This window comes from Citrobacter sp. R4, from assembly GCF_026719175.1.
Classification (GTDB): domain Bacteria; phylum Pseudomonadota; class Gammaproteobacteria; order Enterobacterales; family Enterobacteriaceae; genus Citrobacter_A; species Citrobacter_A sedlakii.
Map to the genome: position 1 here is coordinate 25,122 of NZ_JAPPSU010000020.1, position 15,354 is coordinate 40,475.

Annotated in this window: 25 protein-coding genes and 2 pseudogenes; 6 read left to right on the top strand and 21 right to left on the bottom strand. The window is 43.4% G+C overall.

Going from position 1 to position 15,354, the window contains the following annotated elements:
• Positions 1-12: 12 nt before the first annotated feature.
• The 15 genes and pseudogenes from OOJ60_RS23190 to OOJ60_RS23260 all read right to left on the bottom strand — a co-directional run.
• Positions 13-303: a TrbC/VirB2 family protein gene (locus OOJ60_RS23190; RefSeq protein ID WP_000916156.1), complete on the bottom strand. Its 291-nt coding sequence runs from the start codon at positions 301-303 to the stop codon at positions 13-15.
• Positions 287-931 (bottom strand): lytic transglycosylase domain-containing protein, encoded by a 645-nt coding sequence (locus tag OOJ60_RS23195; RefSeq protein WP_000953538.1) that lies wholly within the window; start codon positions 929-931, stop codon positions 287-289. Before OOJ60_RS23195 ends, OOJ60_RS23190 begins: the two co-directional genes overlap by 17 nt.
• Positions 932-976: 45 nt before the next feature.
• Positions 977-1,213, bottom strand: a complete 237-nt coding sequence (locus OOJ60_RS23200) for a hypothetical protein (protein ID WP_001348696.1) — start codon at positions 1,211-1,213, stop codon at positions 977-979.
• The gene (locus OOJ60_RS23205) at positions 1,164-1,673 is read right to left on the bottom strand and encodes a transcription termination/antitermination NusG family protein (RefSeq protein WP_000455437.1); all 510 of its coding nucleotides are present in this window, start codon (positions 1,671-1,673) and stop codon (positions 1,164-1,166) included. The genes OOJ60_RS23200 and OOJ60_RS23205 overlap by 50 nt, the downstream gene beginning before the upstream one ends.
• 352 nt (positions 1,674-2,025) lie before the next feature.
• On the bottom strand, positions 2,026-3,186 hold the full coding sequence (gene mobP1 / locus OOJ60_RS23210; RefSeq protein WP_004199101.1) for a MobP1 family relaxase: 1,161 nt from the start codon (positions 3,184-3,186) through the stop codon (positions 2,026-2,028).
• A gap of 2 nt (positions 3,187-3,188) precedes the next feature.
• Positions 3,189-3,734 carry a DNA distortion polypeptide 1 gene (gene ddp1, locus OOJ60_RS23215; RefSeq protein WP_001348698.1) on the bottom strand — a complete coding sequence of 182 codons (546 nt, stop codon included), beginning with the start codon at positions 3,732-3,734 and terminating at the stop codon, positions 3,189-3,191.
• A 340-nt stretch (positions 3,735-4,074) separates the two neighbouring features.
• On the bottom strand, positions 4,075-4,332 hold the full coding sequence (locus OOJ60_RS23220; protein ID WP_004199355.1) for a hypothetical protein: 258 nt from the start codon (positions 4,330-4,332) through the stop codon (positions 4,075-4,077).
• Complete coding sequence (locus OOJ60_RS23225; protein WP_000004083.1) at positions 4,329-4,493, bottom strand: hypothetical protein; 165 nt, start codon at positions 4,491-4,493, stop codon at positions 4,329-4,331. Before OOJ60_RS23225 ends, OOJ60_RS23220 begins: the two co-directional genes overlap by 4 nt.
• 74 nt (positions 4,494-4,567) lie before the next feature.
• Complete coding sequence (locus OOJ60_RS23230) at positions 4,568-4,906, bottom strand: hypothetical protein (RefSeq protein WP_001099725.1); 339 nt, start codon at positions 4,904-4,906, stop codon at positions 4,568-4,570.
• Positions 4,907-4,999: 93 nt separating this feature from the next.
• Positions 5,000-5,242 carry a hypothetical protein gene (locus OOJ60_RS23235; protein ID WP_000008707.1) on the bottom strand — a complete coding sequence of 81 codons (243 nt, stop codon included), beginning with the start codon at positions 5,240-5,242 and terminating at the stop codon, positions 5,000-5,002.
• Entirely contained in the window at positions 5,232-5,501 is a 270-nt protein-coding gene (locus OOJ60_RS23240; protein ID WP_001006717.1) for a hypothetical protein, read from the bottom strand. Before OOJ60_RS23240 ends, OOJ60_RS23235 begins: the two co-directional genes overlap by 11 nt.
• A gap of 8 nt (positions 5,502-5,509) precedes the next feature.
• On the bottom strand, positions 5,510-6,061 hold the full coding sequence (locus OOJ60_RS23245; protein ID WP_000662998.1) for a hypothetical protein: 552 nt from the start codon (positions 6,059-6,061) through the stop codon (positions 5,510-5,512).
• A 59-nt stretch (positions 6,062-6,120) separates the two neighbouring features.
• Positions 6,121-6,357 carry a hypothetical protein gene (locus OOJ60_RS23250; RefSeq protein ID WP_000792381.1) on the bottom strand — a complete coding sequence of 79 codons (237 nt, stop codon included), beginning with the start codon at positions 6,355-6,357 and terminating at the stop codon, positions 6,121-6,123.
• A gap of 58 nt (positions 6,358-6,415) precedes the next feature.
• The gene (locus tag OOJ60_RS23255) at positions 6,416-6,931 is read right to left on the bottom strand and encodes a DnaJ domain-containing protein (RefSeq protein WP_001025390.1); all 516 of its coding nucleotides are present in this window, start codon (positions 6,929-6,931) and stop codon (positions 6,416-6,418) included.
• 589 nt (positions 6,932-7,520) lie between these two features.
• Positions 7,521-7,673 (bottom strand): annotated as a pseudogene (locus OOJ60_RS23260) (helix-turn-helix domain-containing transcriptional regulator); the annotation flags it as partial.
• 610 nt (positions 7,674-8,283) lie between these two features.
• On the opposite strand from OOJ60_RS23260, the gene OOJ60_RS23265 reads away from it, so the two are divergent.
• The 3 genes from OOJ60_RS23265 to ddp1 (OOJ60_RS23275) all read left to right on the top strand — a co-directional run bounded on the left by OOJ60_RS23265 (position 8,284) and on the right by ddp1 (OOJ60_RS23275) (position 10,290).
• Positions 8,284-9,297, top strand: coding sequence for a replication initiation protein (locus tag OOJ60_RS23265; RefSeq protein ID WP_001348704.1), 1,014 nt, complete (start codon positions 8,284-8,286; stop codon positions 9,295-9,297).
• An 8-nt stretch (positions 9,298-9,305) separates the two neighbouring features.
• Positions 9,306-9,749 carry a hypothetical protein gene (locus tag OOJ60_RS23270; RefSeq protein WP_001074369.1) on the top strand — a complete coding sequence of 148 codons (444 nt, stop codon included), beginning with the start codon at positions 9,306-9,308 and terminating at the stop codon, positions 9,747-9,749.
• Positions 9,750-9,936: 187 nt separating this feature from the next.
• Positions 9,937-10,290, top strand: a complete 354-nt coding sequence (gene ddp1, locus OOJ60_RS23275; RefSeq protein ID WP_000877224.1) for a DNA distortion polypeptide 3 — start codon at positions 9,937-9,939, stop codon at positions 10,288-10,290.
• Between the two features lie 20 nt (positions 10,291-10,310).
• On the opposite strand, the gene OOJ60_RS23280 is transcribed toward ddp1 (OOJ60_RS23275), so the two are convergent.
• The 4 genes from OOJ60_RS23280 to OOJ60_RS23295 all read right to left on the bottom strand — a co-directional run bounded on the left by OOJ60_RS23280 (position 10,311) and on the right by OOJ60_RS23295 (position 12,194).
• Positions 10,311-10,595: a hypothetical protein gene (locus tag OOJ60_RS23280; RefSeq protein WP_001043731.1), complete on the bottom strand. Its 285-nt coding sequence runs from the start codon at positions 10,593-10,595 to the stop codon at positions 10,311-10,313.
• 35 nt (positions 10,596-10,630) lie between these two features.
• Complete coding sequence (locus OOJ60_RS23285; protein ID WP_000469598.1) at positions 10,631-10,942, bottom strand: hypothetical protein; 312 nt, start codon at positions 10,940-10,942, stop codon at positions 10,631-10,633.
• A gap of 205 nt (positions 10,943-11,147) precedes the next feature.
• Positions 11,148-11,432, bottom strand: coding sequence for a hypothetical protein (locus tag OOJ60_RS23290; protein ID WP_001185481.1), 285 nt, complete (start codon positions 11,430-11,432; stop codon positions 11,148-11,150).
• 99 nt (positions 11,433-11,531) lie between these two features.
• Positions 11,532-12,194, bottom strand: coding sequence for a nucleotide-binding protein (locus OOJ60_RS23295; protein ID WP_000516402.1), 663 nt, complete (start codon positions 12,192-12,194; stop codon positions 11,532-11,534).
• 380 nt (positions 12,195-12,574) lie between these two features.
• On the opposite strand from OOJ60_RS23295, the gene OOJ60_RS23300 reads away from it, so the two are divergent.
• The gene (locus tag OOJ60_RS23300; RefSeq protein ID WP_001549893.1) at positions 12,575-13,237 is read left to right on the top strand and encodes a recombinase family protein; all 663 of its coding nucleotides are present in this window, start codon (positions 12,575-12,577) and stop codon (positions 13,235-13,237) included.
• 88 nt (positions 13,238-13,325) lie between these two features.
• Here OOJ60_RS23300 and OOJ60_RS23305 read toward each other — a convergent pair whose 3' ends face one another.
• Positions 13,326-14,546 (bottom strand): ISL3-like element ISKox3 family transposase, encoded by a 1,221-nt coding sequence (locus OOJ60_RS23305; RefSeq protein WP_000343760.1) that lies wholly within the window; start codon positions 14,544-14,546, stop codon positions 13,326-13,328.
• 101 nt (positions 14,547-14,647) lie between these two features.
• On the opposite strand from OOJ60_RS23305, the gene OOJ60_RS23310 reads away from it, so the two are divergent.
• Both OOJ60_RS23310 and OOJ60_RS23315 read left to right on the top strand, forming a co-directional pair.
• On the top strand, positions 14,648-14,887 hold the full coding sequence (locus OOJ60_RS23310; protein WP_001549892.1) for a hypothetical protein: 240 nt from the start codon (positions 14,648-14,650) through the stop codon (positions 14,885-14,887).
• Between the two features lie 2 nt (positions 14,888-14,889).
• Positions 14,890-15,246 (top strand): HumD family translesion DNA polymerase, encoded by a 357-nt coding sequence (locus OOJ60_RS23315; protein ID WP_004199403.1) that lies wholly within the window; start codon positions 14,890-14,892, stop codon positions 15,244-15,246.
• A 33-nt stretch (positions 15,247-15,279) separates the two neighbouring features.
• On the opposite strand, the pseudogene OOJ60_RS23320 reads toward OOJ60_RS23315, so the two are convergent.
• Positions 15,280-15,354, bottom strand: a pseudogene (locus OOJ60_RS23320) (IS6 family transposase); the annotation flags it as partial.

Sequence of the window (15,354 nt, forward strand, 5' to 3'; positions counted from 1 at the left end):
TTTTATTACATATTACGCTAACCAGTCAGGCAGATATGGCGCAACAATAAAGATGATAATCCCGATAATTAAAGGCGTAATCCACGCTGCATGCTGGCGTGAGAAGATAGCGATATAACCAATTACCAGCGCAATGATGGTGATTGCTGGCTTACGGATATCCGTCAGAAAATCGATAATCTTCTGCAAGAAGCCAGTTGTTTTAGTGGATACATCATCAGCAAAGGCGGGTTCTGCTACACAAAGCATCAATGCAGCCATAAATACAGAAAGAGTTAAATAACGTTTATTGAGTTTTAACATCGTTTGTTTCCTTTTCATCTAAAACAGTGCCACGCATGGCATATTGGGGATATACGGTAACTTCTTTAGGTTTGATACTCTGTGTTACATTCTCCTTTCTGATTGCATCTTTAACTGAAGGAACCACCCAGTTTTTTTTGTTATCAGGCGGATTAAACCCTATGCGCTGTATATAACTGGTGTTATTAAAATCTGATTCAGGTTTAGTTCCTGTTTCTGGATTGCCGGAATAATAGCAACTCAGGCCACGTAAAATATCGCCACCACGTTTATAACAATCCACCAAAATTTGCTCTGAAACCTTGAGATTTTCGCAGGGGTCAAACATTTTCTCAGCGGTTGTATTGAAGTTTGCAAAATTCGTACTCGTTATTTGCATAAGACCGACTGAGTAACGATGATTTCGTGATTCAATTTGATTTACGATCTGGAGTGCAGCCTCCTTAGTTTTGGGAAAGTAGGACACTACGCCTTTGTCACCGGGCTTACGTTCAACCTTCGGTATTATCTCGGCAATAGCATATGGGTTAAAACCAGATTCAACCCTTGCAACTTCATGCGCAGTATCGGGATGAACGCTGGCCGCGCATTGCAAAGCAAGCGCCGCAAAAGCAGTAGTAGATAACATGATTTTCTCCCGGCCAGAACAGCGCGGAAAGTTTAGACTGAATGGTTAGTCATCGAAGTCGTCATCGTCTTCATCGTCTTCGTTTATCAGCTCCTCAATAGCCTGGCTGGAATATTTTTTTATGAGGTACTGGACAACACCAGAGCTTGAAATACGTCGCCCCCTGCGATAGCCAATCTCCAGAGCAATTTTATCCAGTTCCTCACGAGAAGCTGAGGGCAGGTAGAGTGTATTACGTTGGGGCTTGCGTCTCGTTGCGGTTTTTTTTCGGGTAGCAGTCATTTTTCTTCCGTTTCATTTTGTGGGTTAAGCTTCTCTCTGTGATGTAGTGGATGAAAGCCATACTTCTTTGCTGCGGATTATCCATGAGTAGAATTTCAGCAAAATCGTGTGGAATTGATTTCCTTAAAAGATTTGCCTGAGCTGTTGTATGTGATTGTCTGTACAAAAGCTCCGCCATCACATCTTCTGGTACAGGTAAAGGCTCACCGCCAAATGAGATAAAGCGTTGTACGTAAGGGATAGCAGTTATTGTAGTGGAATGAACCTCTTCAAAATCTGCCTGGATAAAAAGATAACCGGGAAAAAGCGGCAAACGTCTTTCTCGATATGAAATTATCTTATCCGGGCGACGATACCTTTCAGTCTCCATAGGACAGAAGTAAGAGAAGTTCAGGCGTTCGAGATGAGCAAAAACTGCTGCAAATCTCGTAGTGGTGAATTGCAAAACATACCATTCCATAGTTTTTCCTTTCAGGCGCTCTCTCGACTCGGATGACCCCGAATCAGAGAAAAAAAACAAAAGGACAAATTTACATCTCATAAAAACTTTATCAGCTACATGTGCTGCGTTCAACCACACAAGCAGATCTTTAGATCGCATTTACGACACATTTCATTTTGTTTGTGCTTGTATTTTATTTATATCTAGATACATATGCTATTTGATAACAAAAAAGCAGATCGATTGATCACCATGCGCTTATTTTATAGTCAAGTTAACTAAATTTTTTACCGCTAGTTACTTTTTACAAAAACTCTGCTAACAAGATAAATAAATCGATCTTAATCAATAAGTTACCGGAGAGTATGAATTATCCTAAACGAATTCCGATTTTCACTTTCTGTTCGCTTTGAATCATCGACTGTTTTATTTGCGAGAAATTTCTCATCTGGAGTTGCTGTTTCTTAATCATCTCCGCGCTGTTCAGCACCAGCTCTTTACTGGATGAAGAGATTCTGTCTATGCCCTTAACCCCCAGGTTCTCTAGCTGCCACTCATTCCTGTGTGCAGTCTTCCAGCCATGCTGTACACCGTTCTTATCAAGTGCAGGGATTTTCACCTCCTTTTGTCCTAACTTCTTCAGCTTAACAAGATCACCTTTCTTAACGTTCTCGCGAGTGGTTAACTCACCAAAATCAGCCCCCCAATATGTTTTCTCCACGCCCTTGTTCAGTGTCTTAAGCTTTATGAAATGCTGCTTTGGTTTGGTTTTATCGTTCTGATAATGGTCGTAGCCAACATCAACAACCTCATAAACGCCCTTCTGTCGTTTTGGCGCTGTTTTGTGCGCATCTTTAATAGACTGGTTAAGTCCATGCTGCTGCTTATGAGTGGCTTTAACGTCATAGCCCTTCATCTTCAGCTCTTCACAAAAACCTGTACGAATTTCCCGTAAATCTTTTTTCCTGATATCAGCTCGTTTACCGTCATTATCACGAATACGAAAAACGACATGCACGTGTGGATGTTCTTTTTTGTCGTTATGATAGCCAAGCACAAAACGATGATTTGGGTACTTCTTGTTCATCGTTTTCCTGACAGACTCAAGCAGATCTTCAGGTTTTACCTTTGCTGATACAGGCGGTGAAAACACAATATTTTGGGTTACTTTTTTATTTTCCTTACCTTTATCATCGAAAACATTTTGAGGGTCATTAGCACGATCTATCATGTGCTCTTTAGCCTCCTGAATCTCATCACCTTTCCATACCTGACCGCTTTCACTCATCACTGGCAGCTCTGACTCCCGGCTCATATAGTCAATACTGTTTCGAACTCCCTGCCGGGTAATCGCACCTCCTGAGATTTTGACAACAACCTCCTTACTGGCACCCTTGCGGTTGATACGTTCCTGAACGTTGCGTTGATAGTTTTTACCACCATTTTTAACTTTATGGGCGAAAGCAGACTTGCGGCCAGCTTCAGAGGACTTACGCTTAACCCTGAATTCCTTGTCAACATAAACGCCCATGATTACACCTCAACCTTGTTAGAAACAGTTCGCCCTTTGCATAACATAATGTAGTTTTCAAACTCACTTTTGAGACTCATTATCTCTGAACTCAACCGCTCAGCGTCCTGATAGAACCCATCTTTATCAAGTACTCTGGCATTATCATTAACGATAATATAATGAAAGTTTCGCCCTATTTTATCTATTGCATTACGGCAACGATTCATCACCAGAAGTTCCTGATCGAAAAAATCAAGTTCATTTTCAAGTGTCGTCTGGATTCGATAACGACATTCTCTGGATAAATTCCAGCCATGACGATGAGCCGCTTTCTCTATTAAAGTTCTTTGTTTCCCTGTCAAATACATTGTGGTTTTGATAAAATCATCATTGTCTTTTGACACATTAACATCTTCATTTTTAACCTTGCTTTTCAGTAAAGCATTGGCAAGCAGCTTCATTCCTTTTGCCACGGTTAAACCCGGTTCATCTGGATAAAGTGTTTTAAGACAATCAAGTAGATCATCATGTTGGCTTTCTTCAATCCTGAATTGAACTTTTTTCATAAAACTCTCCAACAAGAACCGACTGTAGGTCACCGGGCAAACGTTGCGGAATGGCGTCAGAGACGTCATTTTGCGGCGTTTGCCCTATCCTGCATCGCAGTGAACTACCTCCACACATAAATTGTGCTTCAGCGTCCATCGAAATGCAAAAAATGAAAGGCTATCGTGGCTGTGATCTGGTGCGTCTGCGACCGGAGACAACGGATTCGCGGCTAACTTGGGCGGAAATAAATTCGCTACGCGAATGGCCTGGCAGGGGGCGCGAGCGCTGTTTTACGGAATATACAAAAAAAGCACCTCCCGTAAACGGGAGGGCTTCGGCGATTCAGGAACGGGAATTTTATTCTGCCTCTGGTGTGTCGCCTTCCATGCCCTGCCGGGCATCATGGAGCCAGCGGCGGAGGTTACTCATTCTTTCCCGGTTTGCCCGGCTGGGACTTTTTCCCCTGTTACCGCTTAGTATACTCCAGACTCTTAACCCGGCCTCGTTAGTCCAGTGCAATACAATTTCCCCTTTGCTGTTAAATCCCAGCGAAAACCGGACAGCTCCCCGCCTCTGTTCTGCACTGATAAAATCTAAAAACTCCTGTTTTTTCATAGCACCTCCTGTTTTTCTATCAGTGCTTTTGTTTCTTTCTTTTCCAGGGCTTTTCTGAGTAATGCCATGTACTCAGGAAAAGCAGAGAATGGCATCAAGGGAAAAACCGGACGCCCACCCTTTTCAACAGTCTGTATTGCTGATAACATGCGTTCCGACATTTTATATTCCTCGCGAGGGAATTGAGTGTCACGGTATCAGGTTGCCTCCACAACCTGATACCACCCCTAATTGATTAACTCCGCAGTTCTCTTATCGCTTCATTTTTGGCTTCCTCCAGTTCTTTAAGGGTATATGCGAAATTCTTCCAGTTAATTACTTCGTTTATAACCTCAGATTTACTTAAACCACACTCATTAAACCAAAAGTTAATATTTTTCTTGAGGGAATTTTTCGCCGTCAGTTCCTCGGACAACAATTCACTAACAGACGTGATAACATAACCACGACCGCGATTTTTATCTTCGAAAGAATGAACGGCAAGGAAGAGAGTTTCTGAATGGACAAAAGCAGAGCAGGTGATTTTTTCTTTCTTAGTGTTTAAAGCCTGGAAAGTGATAACATACGTGTTCATTTTAGTCTCCCGCCCGTTTGGGCTACTGGATCATGGTAAGGAACTATTCCCGACCTACAAATAAATTATACCATCATATGATGGTAATGCAATTTATTTAGTCACTTTATCCTGATTTTTTTCTCTCTTAACGAGCTGGTAATCTGGATGTTCATCAGCCAGGAGCAAAAGTAATTCATACGTACCAGCGGCTAAACCACGAGACGTTTTACCGGATGTTTCTTTGGCTTGCCAGGCTGATAACGTAAAACCAAACCGTTCAGCGGCTTCCTGCTGCGTAAAGCCAGCTTTAATACGTGCTTGTTTCACCTCTTCAGGTGTTGGCTTAAAACTCATGATTTTGTACCTTCACAATAGTATCTGTATAGAATTTCAATAAAATTGGATCATCAATTTCATCTTTAACGTTCGAGAATTCTTCGTAATAAAATGATTTTTGGAAAACAATCTTTTTAGTTGTTTTTTTATCCGCTTCTTTAGAGCGTACCTTCATCAGTTTTTCAAGTTCAATAAACAAACGTGTTGCATCTTCAGACACAACAATCCTGTATGTTACATTACCTTTGTTTTTCCTGTCGCTCAGGACTTCATTCATTTTTTGCCTCATAGCTGTTTAATAAACCCCGCTACCTTTATGAGCTGATCTACACTCAGGCCACGAATTACCATTTCATATCCGTCGCCCCGTTCTGATACGTTACCATCTAACCCATTCTCAACTTTAAACCCGGTCAATGTCCCATGCCAGCTTTCAAGATGCACTAAACGAGATAGCATTCCTTTCAGGATCAGTTTTTTCTCGCGTTTTTGCTGTAACTGTTGTTCATACTCTCGCGCCATATCTACATTATCTAAAGCATCCGACAGGATTTTCTTTTCAATATCGGCGGCGATTTCTACAGGGTTACGCTCTGGCGATACTGTGCAAGTATGGTAAGGACTTCTCCAGCTGCGACTATCTACGCTTCCAATGATAACTAACCTTCCTTTCTCCATTCGAATATGTATAGAGTAATTTTTAAAATCAGGTGAGGTTAGCTTAATCCTGTACTGGCAATCATCGAGCAGATTTACACGCCAGCCGTTCCCCAGGATTCGACAAACGATTTCAAACACCGGTTTATACCGTTCAAAGAAATTTTTCTGTTCTTTCATCGATTCAGCCTTTTGAACTCAATAAAAAAGCCGTAAATCGAATTACGGCAGTTTTAAGACTATTCATCAAAGTGTCCATCATCACTTGCAGCTTCCTGGGCTTCGCATTCCTGCTGATATGCTTCTTCCTTCGCAAAAAGATGCGCCCATCCTTCTGCGTTTAAGCCACGGTGCAAGACTGAACCATTTTCATTGCATTCTTTGGCTGTAACTTCGATCTCATCCGGGCAAATGTAGGCTCCGTAACTTTCAAAAATGTTTATCAGCTCCGCTTCCGTTATGGTCTTGTTTTTCATCAACGTGTCTCCGAATCAATCTTTGCCATGTTCTAGGGGGCTTTCGCCCCCATTCCGGTTATGCGCTTGCTTCTACACGTGTCCAGCCTGACGCCTTACGTTTACCCGCTGTACCATACATTTCACGAATTTCTTCAATGCTGTGTTCTTTACGGTTCCAGCGGCTTTTGTGTTCTTCAGGACGGTAAAACCATTGTTTTTTCTTAGATGCCCACTTACAGCCCATTTCCTTTAAAATGTCTTTGTGTTCTTTAGTTTCTCCGCTAATCCAGACCCAATTACCAATAACTTCATAGACAATCCCTGTAAGGCCGGAAAGCGTATTCAGAACTTTTTCCAGATCTTCACCGTAGTTGTAACGTGCGTTTTCATCAGTGCTTTGAAACTGATTGATTTTATCAATGTTAGCCATGAGAAAATCAAACGCAGCATTTACTGCTTTCATCAGCTCGGCACCCAATGGATTGCGGTCTGGATGATATTTTAAAGCCGCTTTTTTGTATGCCGCCTTGATGTCCTTTTCAGTCAGATCACCGGATAAACCAAAAACGTTTAATGCTTCCTGAATATTCATTTTTCGCTCCCGCCCGTGTGGGCTTCTGGAATCTGGCAGGGAACCATTCCCAACCAACAAATTCATTATACCATCAAATGATGGTTATGGAATCATTTTTAATGCTTTACATTGTAAAGATTACATAAAGATGTATATTGCTTTACCGCGCATGAAGGGATTTCCGAAAGAGGCGCGAACTGTAGTTACATAATGCGCTGTCGTAACATCGCGCCGGAGACGTTCGCCAGGACTGGCGAACCAACAAGCCCGAATGAGAGCGATAACCCCCCTCACCCCTGCCAGGCCAATTTCTGACTATCAGACGATGTTTAGCCTGTCGCAGTTAGCGCGTGAGCTTGCGAACGGTACGCCGGGTCAGTGTGAAACACTGGCGCGGGGCGCTGTATCTGCGCGTTATGAGATGCGTTAGCAGCGAATTACGGGGCGGGTTGCTGAAACCGATTGATGCCTGACAGCAAAAAATGAATCCGGGCGCCAGCTGCTGCACGAAAATTGCCAGCAAAAAACACTTGGCCATCCTCGCCGGTCGTGAAATTTTGCTGGCGTAAGAAATAATCCCCCCGGTATGAGGGGCTTGTCTGAAAGGTTAGTGGTTGGGCTTACTGAGAGTGAACTGTAACCCGGCTACTGCTGCAAGCTGTGCAAGTGTTGTGATGGTCGGGTTTCCGTTCGGGGATAATGCGCGGTAGATACTCTGACGAGCAAGGCCGGATTTTTTGGCCGCCTCTGTTATACCCCCTGATTAGGGATCAGGTTAAAAACGAGCTGTATGACGTTCTAAGCGCATTTTACCCGCTCCGTTGAACCATGACCGGGTTAAAGCGGTTAAAACGCCTCTGAGGGCTTTTGAGAGCATTTAAGAATTGGATCGGAAAAGGATCCCGTCTGGATCTTTTAGAGAGATTACACCGCTCGCCGCAGCCGAACGACAGGGCGAAGCCCGCGAGTGAGCGAGGAAGCGGAATTTCCACGGGGTTTCAATAGAGCACTTACGCGCTAAGGTTAATATTTGCTCAATTTTTGGTGGTGCAGTGCTCAGGGAGGCCAGACGGATCTATCCTCTGGATTTATGCTGAGTTATCCACAGACGCTGTGCATTAAAAGCCTTATATTTTCTTCTTGATCTTAAAAACTTAAAAACTTAGCTCGCTTCAATTACCTGAAAATTATGGAAAAAAATTGCTAAAGGTGAGAGGATTTTTCACGTAAGGTGAGAGGATTTTTCACGTAAGGTGAGAAGATTTTTAAGTTAAGGTAGTTAGATTTTTCACTAAAGATGAGAGGATTTTTCACGTAAGGTGAGAAGATTTTTAACGGTTTCCACAGTTTGACTGAACATCAAGTGAAACATGCGGTTGTTGCTATCTTTAGATATGAAGATCCTCAGATCTTCATATCTAAAGGTGAGAGGTTTTTTAATTAAAGGTTGTATTGTTGTCTTGAATTACAACCTTTGTGGGGTTATGATTTGCCTACATAGGAAAGGTTATATGAGGCTTATCGTGAAGACAGTAACGGGATTAACGAAAGTTAGACATAGAAATGAAGTTGGGGTAACTCTTGCATCCCTTTCCCTTTCAGCAAAAAGAGTGCTTTTTCTGGCTCTTTGCCAGATTGATACAAAGGAAATGTTAGATGATGATATTTTGGAGGTTGATGCTGACTTTTTTTCAAAAGCTACTTCTTTAGATAAATATGCCTCTTATGCAGCTCTGAAAGAGGGAGCTAAAGTTCTTTCTTCAACTACGTTAGTTTTAAACAGAGATGATTTAAAAAATTTGGCTGATGAACTTGGGATACTATCATCTAAGAATAAAATACCTGATCGCTTGGATTTAAACTTAACAGAATTCTGTGCCTATTACGATCATCTTGCAACTGTACGGATAAAATTCACAAATACAGCTAAGCGATATTTTTCTAAGTTGATTGGTTCTGAAAATAGATATACCACTCAGGTATTGAAATCAGTTGTGTTGTTGAACAGTGTAAACTCAACAAACCTTTATCAAGTCATTAGGAAATATTACAGTCAGAATAGTTCAAAAAAATCTTTTGATATATCCGTGGATGATTTAAAAGAGGAAATGGGACTTTATACTATTGAGGAAGGGGAGAAGAAATATAAGTATCCTAAATACTCATTTTTTGTTCGTGATGTTATCAATAAAAGCATTAATGAGATAATTGAGAAAACGGAAATAAATCAGTTATCTTTCTCTGTTGTTGGGAAAAAAGGGAGAATGGCTCACATGCTTAGATTTGAGTTTAGTATAAATGAAAAATCCTCATCCTTTTCGGAAGATGATATGGCATTTTTAGAGGAGTTTGACAAAGTCGTTCCACCAAAAAAGAATAAGTGAGGCAAAACATGGCTAAAATATATGAGTTTCCGCAGGGAGCCGAACGAAGTAAGCTGAAAAAAGAAATCATCCGGGAACGTAAAAAACGATTGCGAGAAACGAACGGTAACCCGGTTATCCGGCACGCTAAATGGTTCTGGTTTTATCTACGTCTTGCTACGGCTGGCGCACTGCATTTAGTCTCTGTTATTTCTCTGGCAGTCCTGGGGGCTTTCAGTAAAGCTATTTTCTGGATTGGTGGAATGCTCTGTGTTGTTACATGGTTCCACCTTGAGCGCCAGTTCTGGACGCCGCAAAATTTCACGATTCCAGTAATCGTAACGCTGTGGGGATTGAGTTTGTTTGCCACTCCCCTGATGGAGCTGCTTAACAAAAAAATGCCGTGGTATCGTCTTCTGGTTCCTGATGCAAAGCACACTAGCACTGAGGCAACCAATGATGATCAGCCGTGAAGCAACAATGTTATCCAGTCGGCTTGCAGTGCTTCTTTCAGCCTTTTATCATCGGTTAATCATAGCGCACGAGGCGAGTTCTTTTCACTGCGATGCAGGATAGGGCAAACGCCGCAAAATGACGTCTCTGACGCCATTCCGCAACGTTTGCCCGGTGACCTACAGTCGGTTCTTGTTGGAGAGAGTTATGAAATATCAGGTTAAAGAGTTTATTAACGAAAAATATTCTAAGGCTGTTAATATTTTAAAGGATAACCTTAAAGAACACTACCATATTTTTTATGGTTTGAGATTAAGTGAGATTCTTTTTCCTGCCAGCGAATACGGCTCTGAAATGTTTTTTCAGGAGTTTGAAGCGATTAACAGTGTAATATTGCCTTTGGTGATTTTTGATTTGATAGACCGAAAGCCGATTATGGTTATCGGCTTCGGTGAAGTATGTGGAGTTGATTCACTTGTTGATTCTGGTATAGAAGTTGTTTCTTTAGACGGTTTAAGCGATCTGCTACTGGTTGAAAAACTGACGCCATTATTTAACTAAACCTCTGGATAACTATCTTTTCAGTTTTCCAGTAAGATTTTTTCTATATCTGAAAGCACTATTTTTTCAATGCTTTCTATATAGTAATGCTCATTAAAACCTGTCATTTCTGTAAATTTTAGCTCTGCATCATCTTTCGAATAAGCAATAACAACTCTGAAATCATTTTCCCACAAATCCCACCTGTATTTGTCTTTTATACGAACCCTGTACAATCCTTTTTGGATAGTGCCATCTTTTTTCTCTTCCTGTACTTTTTTTAATTTTTCATTTTGCACCTGTTGTTCAAGCCATGATTTATTCATAAATCCCCCACGGTTAACGTCTTTAGGCTCGGTTTTTACTTAACGAAATCTTCCGGTTTTACACCTGTTTTTACCTTCATATACTTGCCCTCCCCCCTTAGCTTCGGCTGAAGTTCGGTAAAGTACCATCCGGCAACGGTAATAATGCCTAAAAATACAAAAATAGCAGGCTTCAGAACATCAATAGCTGATACAGCGCATAACTCAATATTGAGATTAGTACAAGTTCCCTCATCAGGTGCATAGAACCCCCATAAGCCTATACCTATAAGGAACATCCCCAATATCGGTTGGATGTATAACAAGTAGATATTAATAAGAGTTTTAATATATCTGAATATGAACATTTTTCTTTCCTTAGGTTTCTTTCTATTTTGGATTTCCAATTCTTAACCAATGTGATGGTTCGACAATCCATTCTCCGCAGTCATAGGCAACGGCCTTATTATGCCTGTTAGCGAACCATACTAACCAGGCTAATAATCGCTGATTGCCGCTGTATTTGGTTTATCTCTAACCATCACAACATATCTCTTTTTCTTAGCCATAACGCTACCCTAATTTTGCAGATTCAAGCAGCCAGTGGTTTTTCAGGTTCTCGTCCAGGTTATCGAATGCGGCCAGCGCTGCCTTTAGAACGGTTGTCTTGCTCTGGCCTGTTCTCTGCGCCTCCGCTTCCAGGATCTCCTCAAAGTACGCTGGCAGTCTGAAGTTCATCAACTTTGGTTTACCCGCTACAGGCGCTCTGGTAGCGCCGGAGATAAAACGCGCGGTTTCTGCGTTTGTTGCTGGTTGCTGAGATTCATCGATGTTCGGGCGGTTTAGTTTTAAAGCCATGAAAATTTCCCCTTGTACGGTATGCATTAATTGTAAATATCATAGTATCTTTATGGTGTATTTACAATGTAAAGATTTCGATGAATATTGTTGATATTTCTATAAAATGCCAATTTCCTGTGCCACAAGTTCAATCTGTGCTTTCGCTGTTGAAAGGCTCGATGCCCGGCTAACGTCATGTACCCCTGCCCCTTCATTACAGGCGCTTTCATACACATCCAGCTCGGATATCCGGGTTTTCAGAGGTTGAATCCAGATGTTGTCCGAACGCAGTAATTTATCCAGATCAATGGCCGCTTTTCTGTGGCGGGGTTTCGCTGAGTTGATTCTGGTGAACAGCACCCACGGTTCCAGAGCTGCGTTAGCTTTCTGAGCGGTGCGGATTTTCTCTGTAACACTGGTCAGTGTTTCGCTTTCGAAATCAGAGGACGGCTTAACCAGTGTCACCACGATATCTGATACTGTCAGGGCGCTACGGAACTCCTGGCTGTCGTGGCCGGGGCAATCGACAATGAGAACTTCACACAGCTTACTAAGGCGCTTAATTTCGTTGCTGACGTTTCCGTAAGCTGCGTGAACCGGGATAGTGAGTAAGCCGTTATCTGTCCGCTTTTCGTTCCAGCTCAACAGATCGTGGTTTTTATCTGTCTTCAGGATAATTACCGACTTACCTTTGTTGACCAGCATTGAGCCTGTGTTAGCCACGTAGGTGCTTTTGCCTACCCCACCTTTATCTGATACGACAAGCAAGATTTTACCCATTTCAGAATCCCTCTCTTTATGTTGTAAAGCTCATGTAAAGATATGAATGTCTTTACATGGTGTGTTTTTCGTAAAGATACTTTTGTCTTTACAGTGTCTTTATAATGCAATGGCTTTACCATGTAAAGCACAAATAAAGATATATTTATCTTTATGGTGTCTTTACATGGTAAATGTTGCTGTGTCTTTATGTGCGCTTTATGGTGTAAATCTTGGTGTGTCTTTACATCATCTTTATGTTGTAAATTTTTAGTGTGACGTTGTCACTATAGGGCTGGGGTCTGTTTGCTGGTTCTTTTTGAGTGTGCCTTCCCTGAACCAACTGAAATGGGTACTGTATGGGTGTGTCTGGTTAACTCAAAATGAACTGGTTCCCTATAATGACTCAAACAGTACCGAAAGGCTTTGTCAGAGCTTACTTACGCGCATCCACGACTGAACAGGATGCAACACGCGCCCTGGACACGATAAATACCTTCGCCATCGAGCGCGGCCTGAGCATCTGTAACTACTACATTGAAAATGAATCAGGTTCTAAGCTTGAACGCCCTGAGTTGTTCCGGCTCCTGAAAGATTGTCAGCAAAACGATATCTTGCTGGTAGAGGATGTGGACAGGCTTTCACGCCTGGTAGGGGAGGACTGGAACACACTGAAGAAAATGATCCGGCAGAAAGATATCCGGGTTGTGGCCGTCAACGTTCCGACAACCTGGCTCGCATCGGGTCACAATGATTTTGACAGCCGAATGTTTTCGGCCATAAACGATATGTTGCTGGATATGCTGGCCGCCGTCGCCAGGCGAGACTATGAACAGCGCCGGGAACGGCAGCAGCAGGGGATCGCCAGGGCGAAAAGGGAAGGGAAGTATAAAGGCCGCCAGGTTAATCAGTCTCGCTATGACGCCATAAACAGGCTGATTGCGAGCGGCAGCTCCTGGAGCCAGATTCAAAAAGTGCTGGGTTGTAGCCGGGCGACTATCAGCAAAGCTGTGAAGCAACAGACCGTTAACAAAATGAACCATGAACCTGAAGGTAGGGAGTAGTTACAACATAATAAACAGTGTGTTGAAGAATAAAACTGATTCTTTATACTGTATATGCATGGGTCTTCCCCGATCATGGTGGGAAGGCTCAGAACGCCATATTCAGCTTTCCGTAGTGGAACATCACCCCCAGTTTAAAGCGCTCCCGGTTTCGGTATCCCCTGGCTTTTATCCTCAGCAGCCTGATCTTGCTGTTAAGTGCCTCCGCATTTCCGTTTGAGACACTGTGTCGCATCGCATTCAGGATCCCGTACAGCCTTTTTCCTATCGTTTTCGCGGCATTTTTCATCATGGGAACGTCACTGTTAGCCGCCAGCGCCAACCATCTCTGCCAGTCACTCCGTCTTTCCTCGCTCCATGGCCTGTTCCAGATATCCTTTGCCAGCTCTTTCAGCGCCCAGCACTGGCTCGTCAGCTTCATCTGTGCACGCAGCCACATCAGCTTTTCCTGCCGGGATTCGGTCATCCACTTATCGCTGTACTGCCACAGGAAGCGGGTTCCTTTTGCCTGGTGTCGGCTTTCAACAGGGAGGTGCGGATGTTCATTCTGACGGGTTTTATCAACTACCTCGCCCAGTTGCTTCGCCACATGGAAGCGGTCAAAGGCGATTTTCTCAACCGCACTGGGTAAGTGGATACGCGCTGCTCTTATATAGCCCGCGTTCATGTCCATTGAGAGCGTTTTGATAGCCAGCAACTGCCCATCAGTGAGCGTGCGAAGATAGCCGGCAAGACTCTCTGTGCCGCGATCATCCGTTAAGGCCAGCGCCCGACCATCGCGATCGGAGATCACCGTTATGTAACGATGTCCTTTTTTAAAGGCGACCTCATCCACATTCATATGACGGGCGGATAATGGCTTTTTTATCCGGGCAAGACCTCGCTTAACTGCCCGGGTCATAATGCCGTCAACCGCATTCCAACTGAGCTTAAGTTGCTTCCTGACAGCATCAACGGTGCTGATTTTCAGCCATGAGAGAACGAACGATTCGAATAGCAACGTATACCGGCTTCCGGGGCCAGCCCACGGAACAGGCAACGTCAGGCAGCCATGCTCCGGACACATAATTCGTGGAACATCGGCTTCAACAATAGTGGTGAACTGGCAGGTATCAAGATGGCGCCATTTACGATGACGGTGATCGTGAACAGAACAGGATTTACCGCAGGTCGGACAGGCTAGCCGGGTGTTTTCAGCGATCTCAATAGTGACAGTAACAGAACCGGCATTTTCATCGAGAGAAAGGGACTTTACCTGCCACGGATCGGACAGGTTGAGAATATGAGCGTAGAGGGACTTTTCGTCCATGGCGGTGACCTCTGGCGATTAAATACACCATTATCATGCCTTCAGCCACCACAACAAGGGAAGACCCATATGCATACAGCTATATTGATCGGAGGTTTTTCATGCCTAGACACTATGAAATTGACTCAGCCTGGCGTGCGAGCATTAAGCGTGAGCCGAACGGTCGTCAGACAGTTACGACAGAAGCCTTTGTCAGCCAGCTTGCGCTGATTAATTTTCACTGGAGTTGTCGCCAAGCAAATCAGTGGATTGAAACCTACGTGACCGTTTTTAAAGACATTTCCACTCAGGAAGGAGAGAACCGGACATTCATGCTTTTTAACCCCAACGGAGGCCGTTAAAAATGGGTTTTCCATCGCCAGCAACCGACTACCAGGAAAACAGGCTGTCACTCGATCAGCACTGTAATACAGGAGCGCCGGGAGTATTCTTTTTTCGAAGTGATACCTACTCTTTCCGGGAAGGGATAAAGCCTGGTGCGCTGCTCATAGTAGATTTTGGGGGCACGCCCGTTGACGGGTCTTTGGTGCTCTGTGTCCTGGAACAAGAATTCAGGATCATGCGATTGCGACTACACCCCAAGCGGTGTCTCCAGGAACTCGATAAGCTGGATAACTTCAGGGCTATACCTGATGACGATGAGGACGGGTTGGAGGTCAGGGGGGTCATTACGCACATTGTGGCACTGTTGCAAAGTTAGCGATGAGGCAGCCTTTTGTCTTATTCAAAGGCCTTACATTTCAAAAACTCTGCTTACCAGGCGCATTTCGCCCAGGGGATCACCATAATAAAATGCTGAGGCCTGGCC

Coding starts and splice junctions, on each gene's coding strand:
- OOJ60_RS23190 (WP_000916156.1), bottom strand. CDS start 303: ATGTTAAAACTCAATAAACGTTATTTAACTCTTTCTGTATTTATGGCT.
- OOJ60_RS23195 (WP_000953538.1), bottom strand. CDS start 931: ATGTTATCTACTACTGCTTTTGCGGCGCTTGCTTTGCAATGCGCGGCC.
- OOJ60_RS23200 (WP_001348696.1), bottom strand. CDS start 1,213: ATGACTGCTACCCGAAAAAAAACCGCAACGAGACGCAAGCCCCAACGT.
- OOJ60_RS23205 (WP_000455437.1), bottom strand. CDS start 1,673: ATGGAATGGTATGTTTTGCAATTCACCACTACGAGATTTGCAGCAGTT.
- mobP1 (WP_004199101.1), bottom strand. CDS start 3,186: ATGGGCGTTTATGTTGACAAGGAATTCAGGGTTAAGCGTAAGTCCTCT.
- ddp1 (WP_001348698.1), bottom strand. CDS start 3,734: ATGAAAAAAGTTCAATTCAGGATTGAAGAAAGCCAACATGATGATCTA.
- OOJ60_RS23220 (WP_004199355.1), bottom strand. CDS start 4,332: ATGAAAAAACAGGAGTTTTTAGATTTTATCAGTGCAGAACAGAGGCGG.
- OOJ60_RS23225 (WP_000004083.1), bottom strand. CDS start 4,493: ATGTCGGAACGCATGTTATCAGCAATACAGACTGTTGAAAAGGGTGGG.
- OOJ60_RS23230 (WP_001099725.1), bottom strand. CDS start 4,906: ATGAACACGTATGTTATCACTTTCCAGGCTTTAAACACTAAGAAAGAA.
- OOJ60_RS23235 (WP_000008707.1), bottom strand. CDS start 5,242: ATGAGTTTTAAGCCAACACCTGAAGAGGTGAAACAAGCACGTATTAAA.
- OOJ60_RS23240 (WP_001006717.1), bottom strand. CDS start 5,501: ATGAATGAAGTCCTGAGCGACAGGAAAAACAAAGGTAATGTAACATAC.
- OOJ60_RS23245 (WP_000662998.1), bottom strand. CDS start 6,061: ATGAAAGAACAGAAAAATTTCTTTGAACGGTATAAACCGGTGTTTGAA.
- OOJ60_RS23250 (WP_000792381.1), bottom strand. CDS start 6,357: ATGAAAAACAAGACCATAACGGAAGCGGAGCTGATAAACATTTTTGAA.
- OOJ60_RS23255 (WP_001025390.1), bottom strand. CDS start 6,931: ATGAATATTCAGGAAGCATTAAACGTTTTTGGTTTATCCGGTGATCTG.
- OOJ60_RS23265 (WP_001348704.1), top strand. CDS start 8,284: ATGCGGTTGTTGCTATCTTTAGATATGAAGATCCTCAGATCTTCATAT.
- OOJ60_RS23270 (WP_001074369.1), top strand. CDS start 9,306: ATGGCTAAAATATATGAGTTTCCGCAGGGAGCCGAACGAAGTAAGCTG.
- ddp1 (WP_000877224.1), top strand. CDS start 9,937: ATGAAATATCAGGTTAAAGAGTTTATTAACGAAAAATATTCTAAGGCT.
- OOJ60_RS23280 (WP_001043731.1), bottom strand. CDS start 10,595: ATGAATAAATCATGGCTTGAACAACAGGTGCAAAATGAAAAATTAAAA.
- OOJ60_RS23285 (WP_000469598.1), bottom strand. CDS start 10,942: ATGTTCATATTCAGATATATTAAAACTCTTATTAATATCTACTTGTTA.
- OOJ60_RS23290 (WP_001185481.1), bottom strand. CDS start 11,432: ATGGCTTTAAAACTAAACCGCCCGAACATCGATGAATCTCAGCAACCA.
- OOJ60_RS23295 (WP_000516402.1), bottom strand. CDS start 12,194: ATGGGTAAAATCTTGCTTGTCGTATCAGATAAAGGTGGGGTAGGCAAA.
- OOJ60_RS23300 (WP_001549893.1), top strand. CDS start 12,575: ATGACTCAAACAGTACCGAAAGGCTTTGTCAGAGCTTACTTACGCGCA.
- OOJ60_RS23305 (WP_000343760.1), bottom strand. CDS start 14,546: ATGGACGAAAAGTCCCTCTACGCTCATATTCTCAACCTGTCCGATCCG.
- OOJ60_RS23310 (WP_001549892.1), top strand. CDS start 14,648: ATGCCTAGACACTATGAAATTGACTCAGCCTGGCGTGCGAGCATTAAG.
- OOJ60_RS23315 (WP_004199403.1), top strand. CDS start 14,890: ATGGGTTTTCCATCGCCAGCAACCGACTACCAGGAAAACAGGCTGTCA.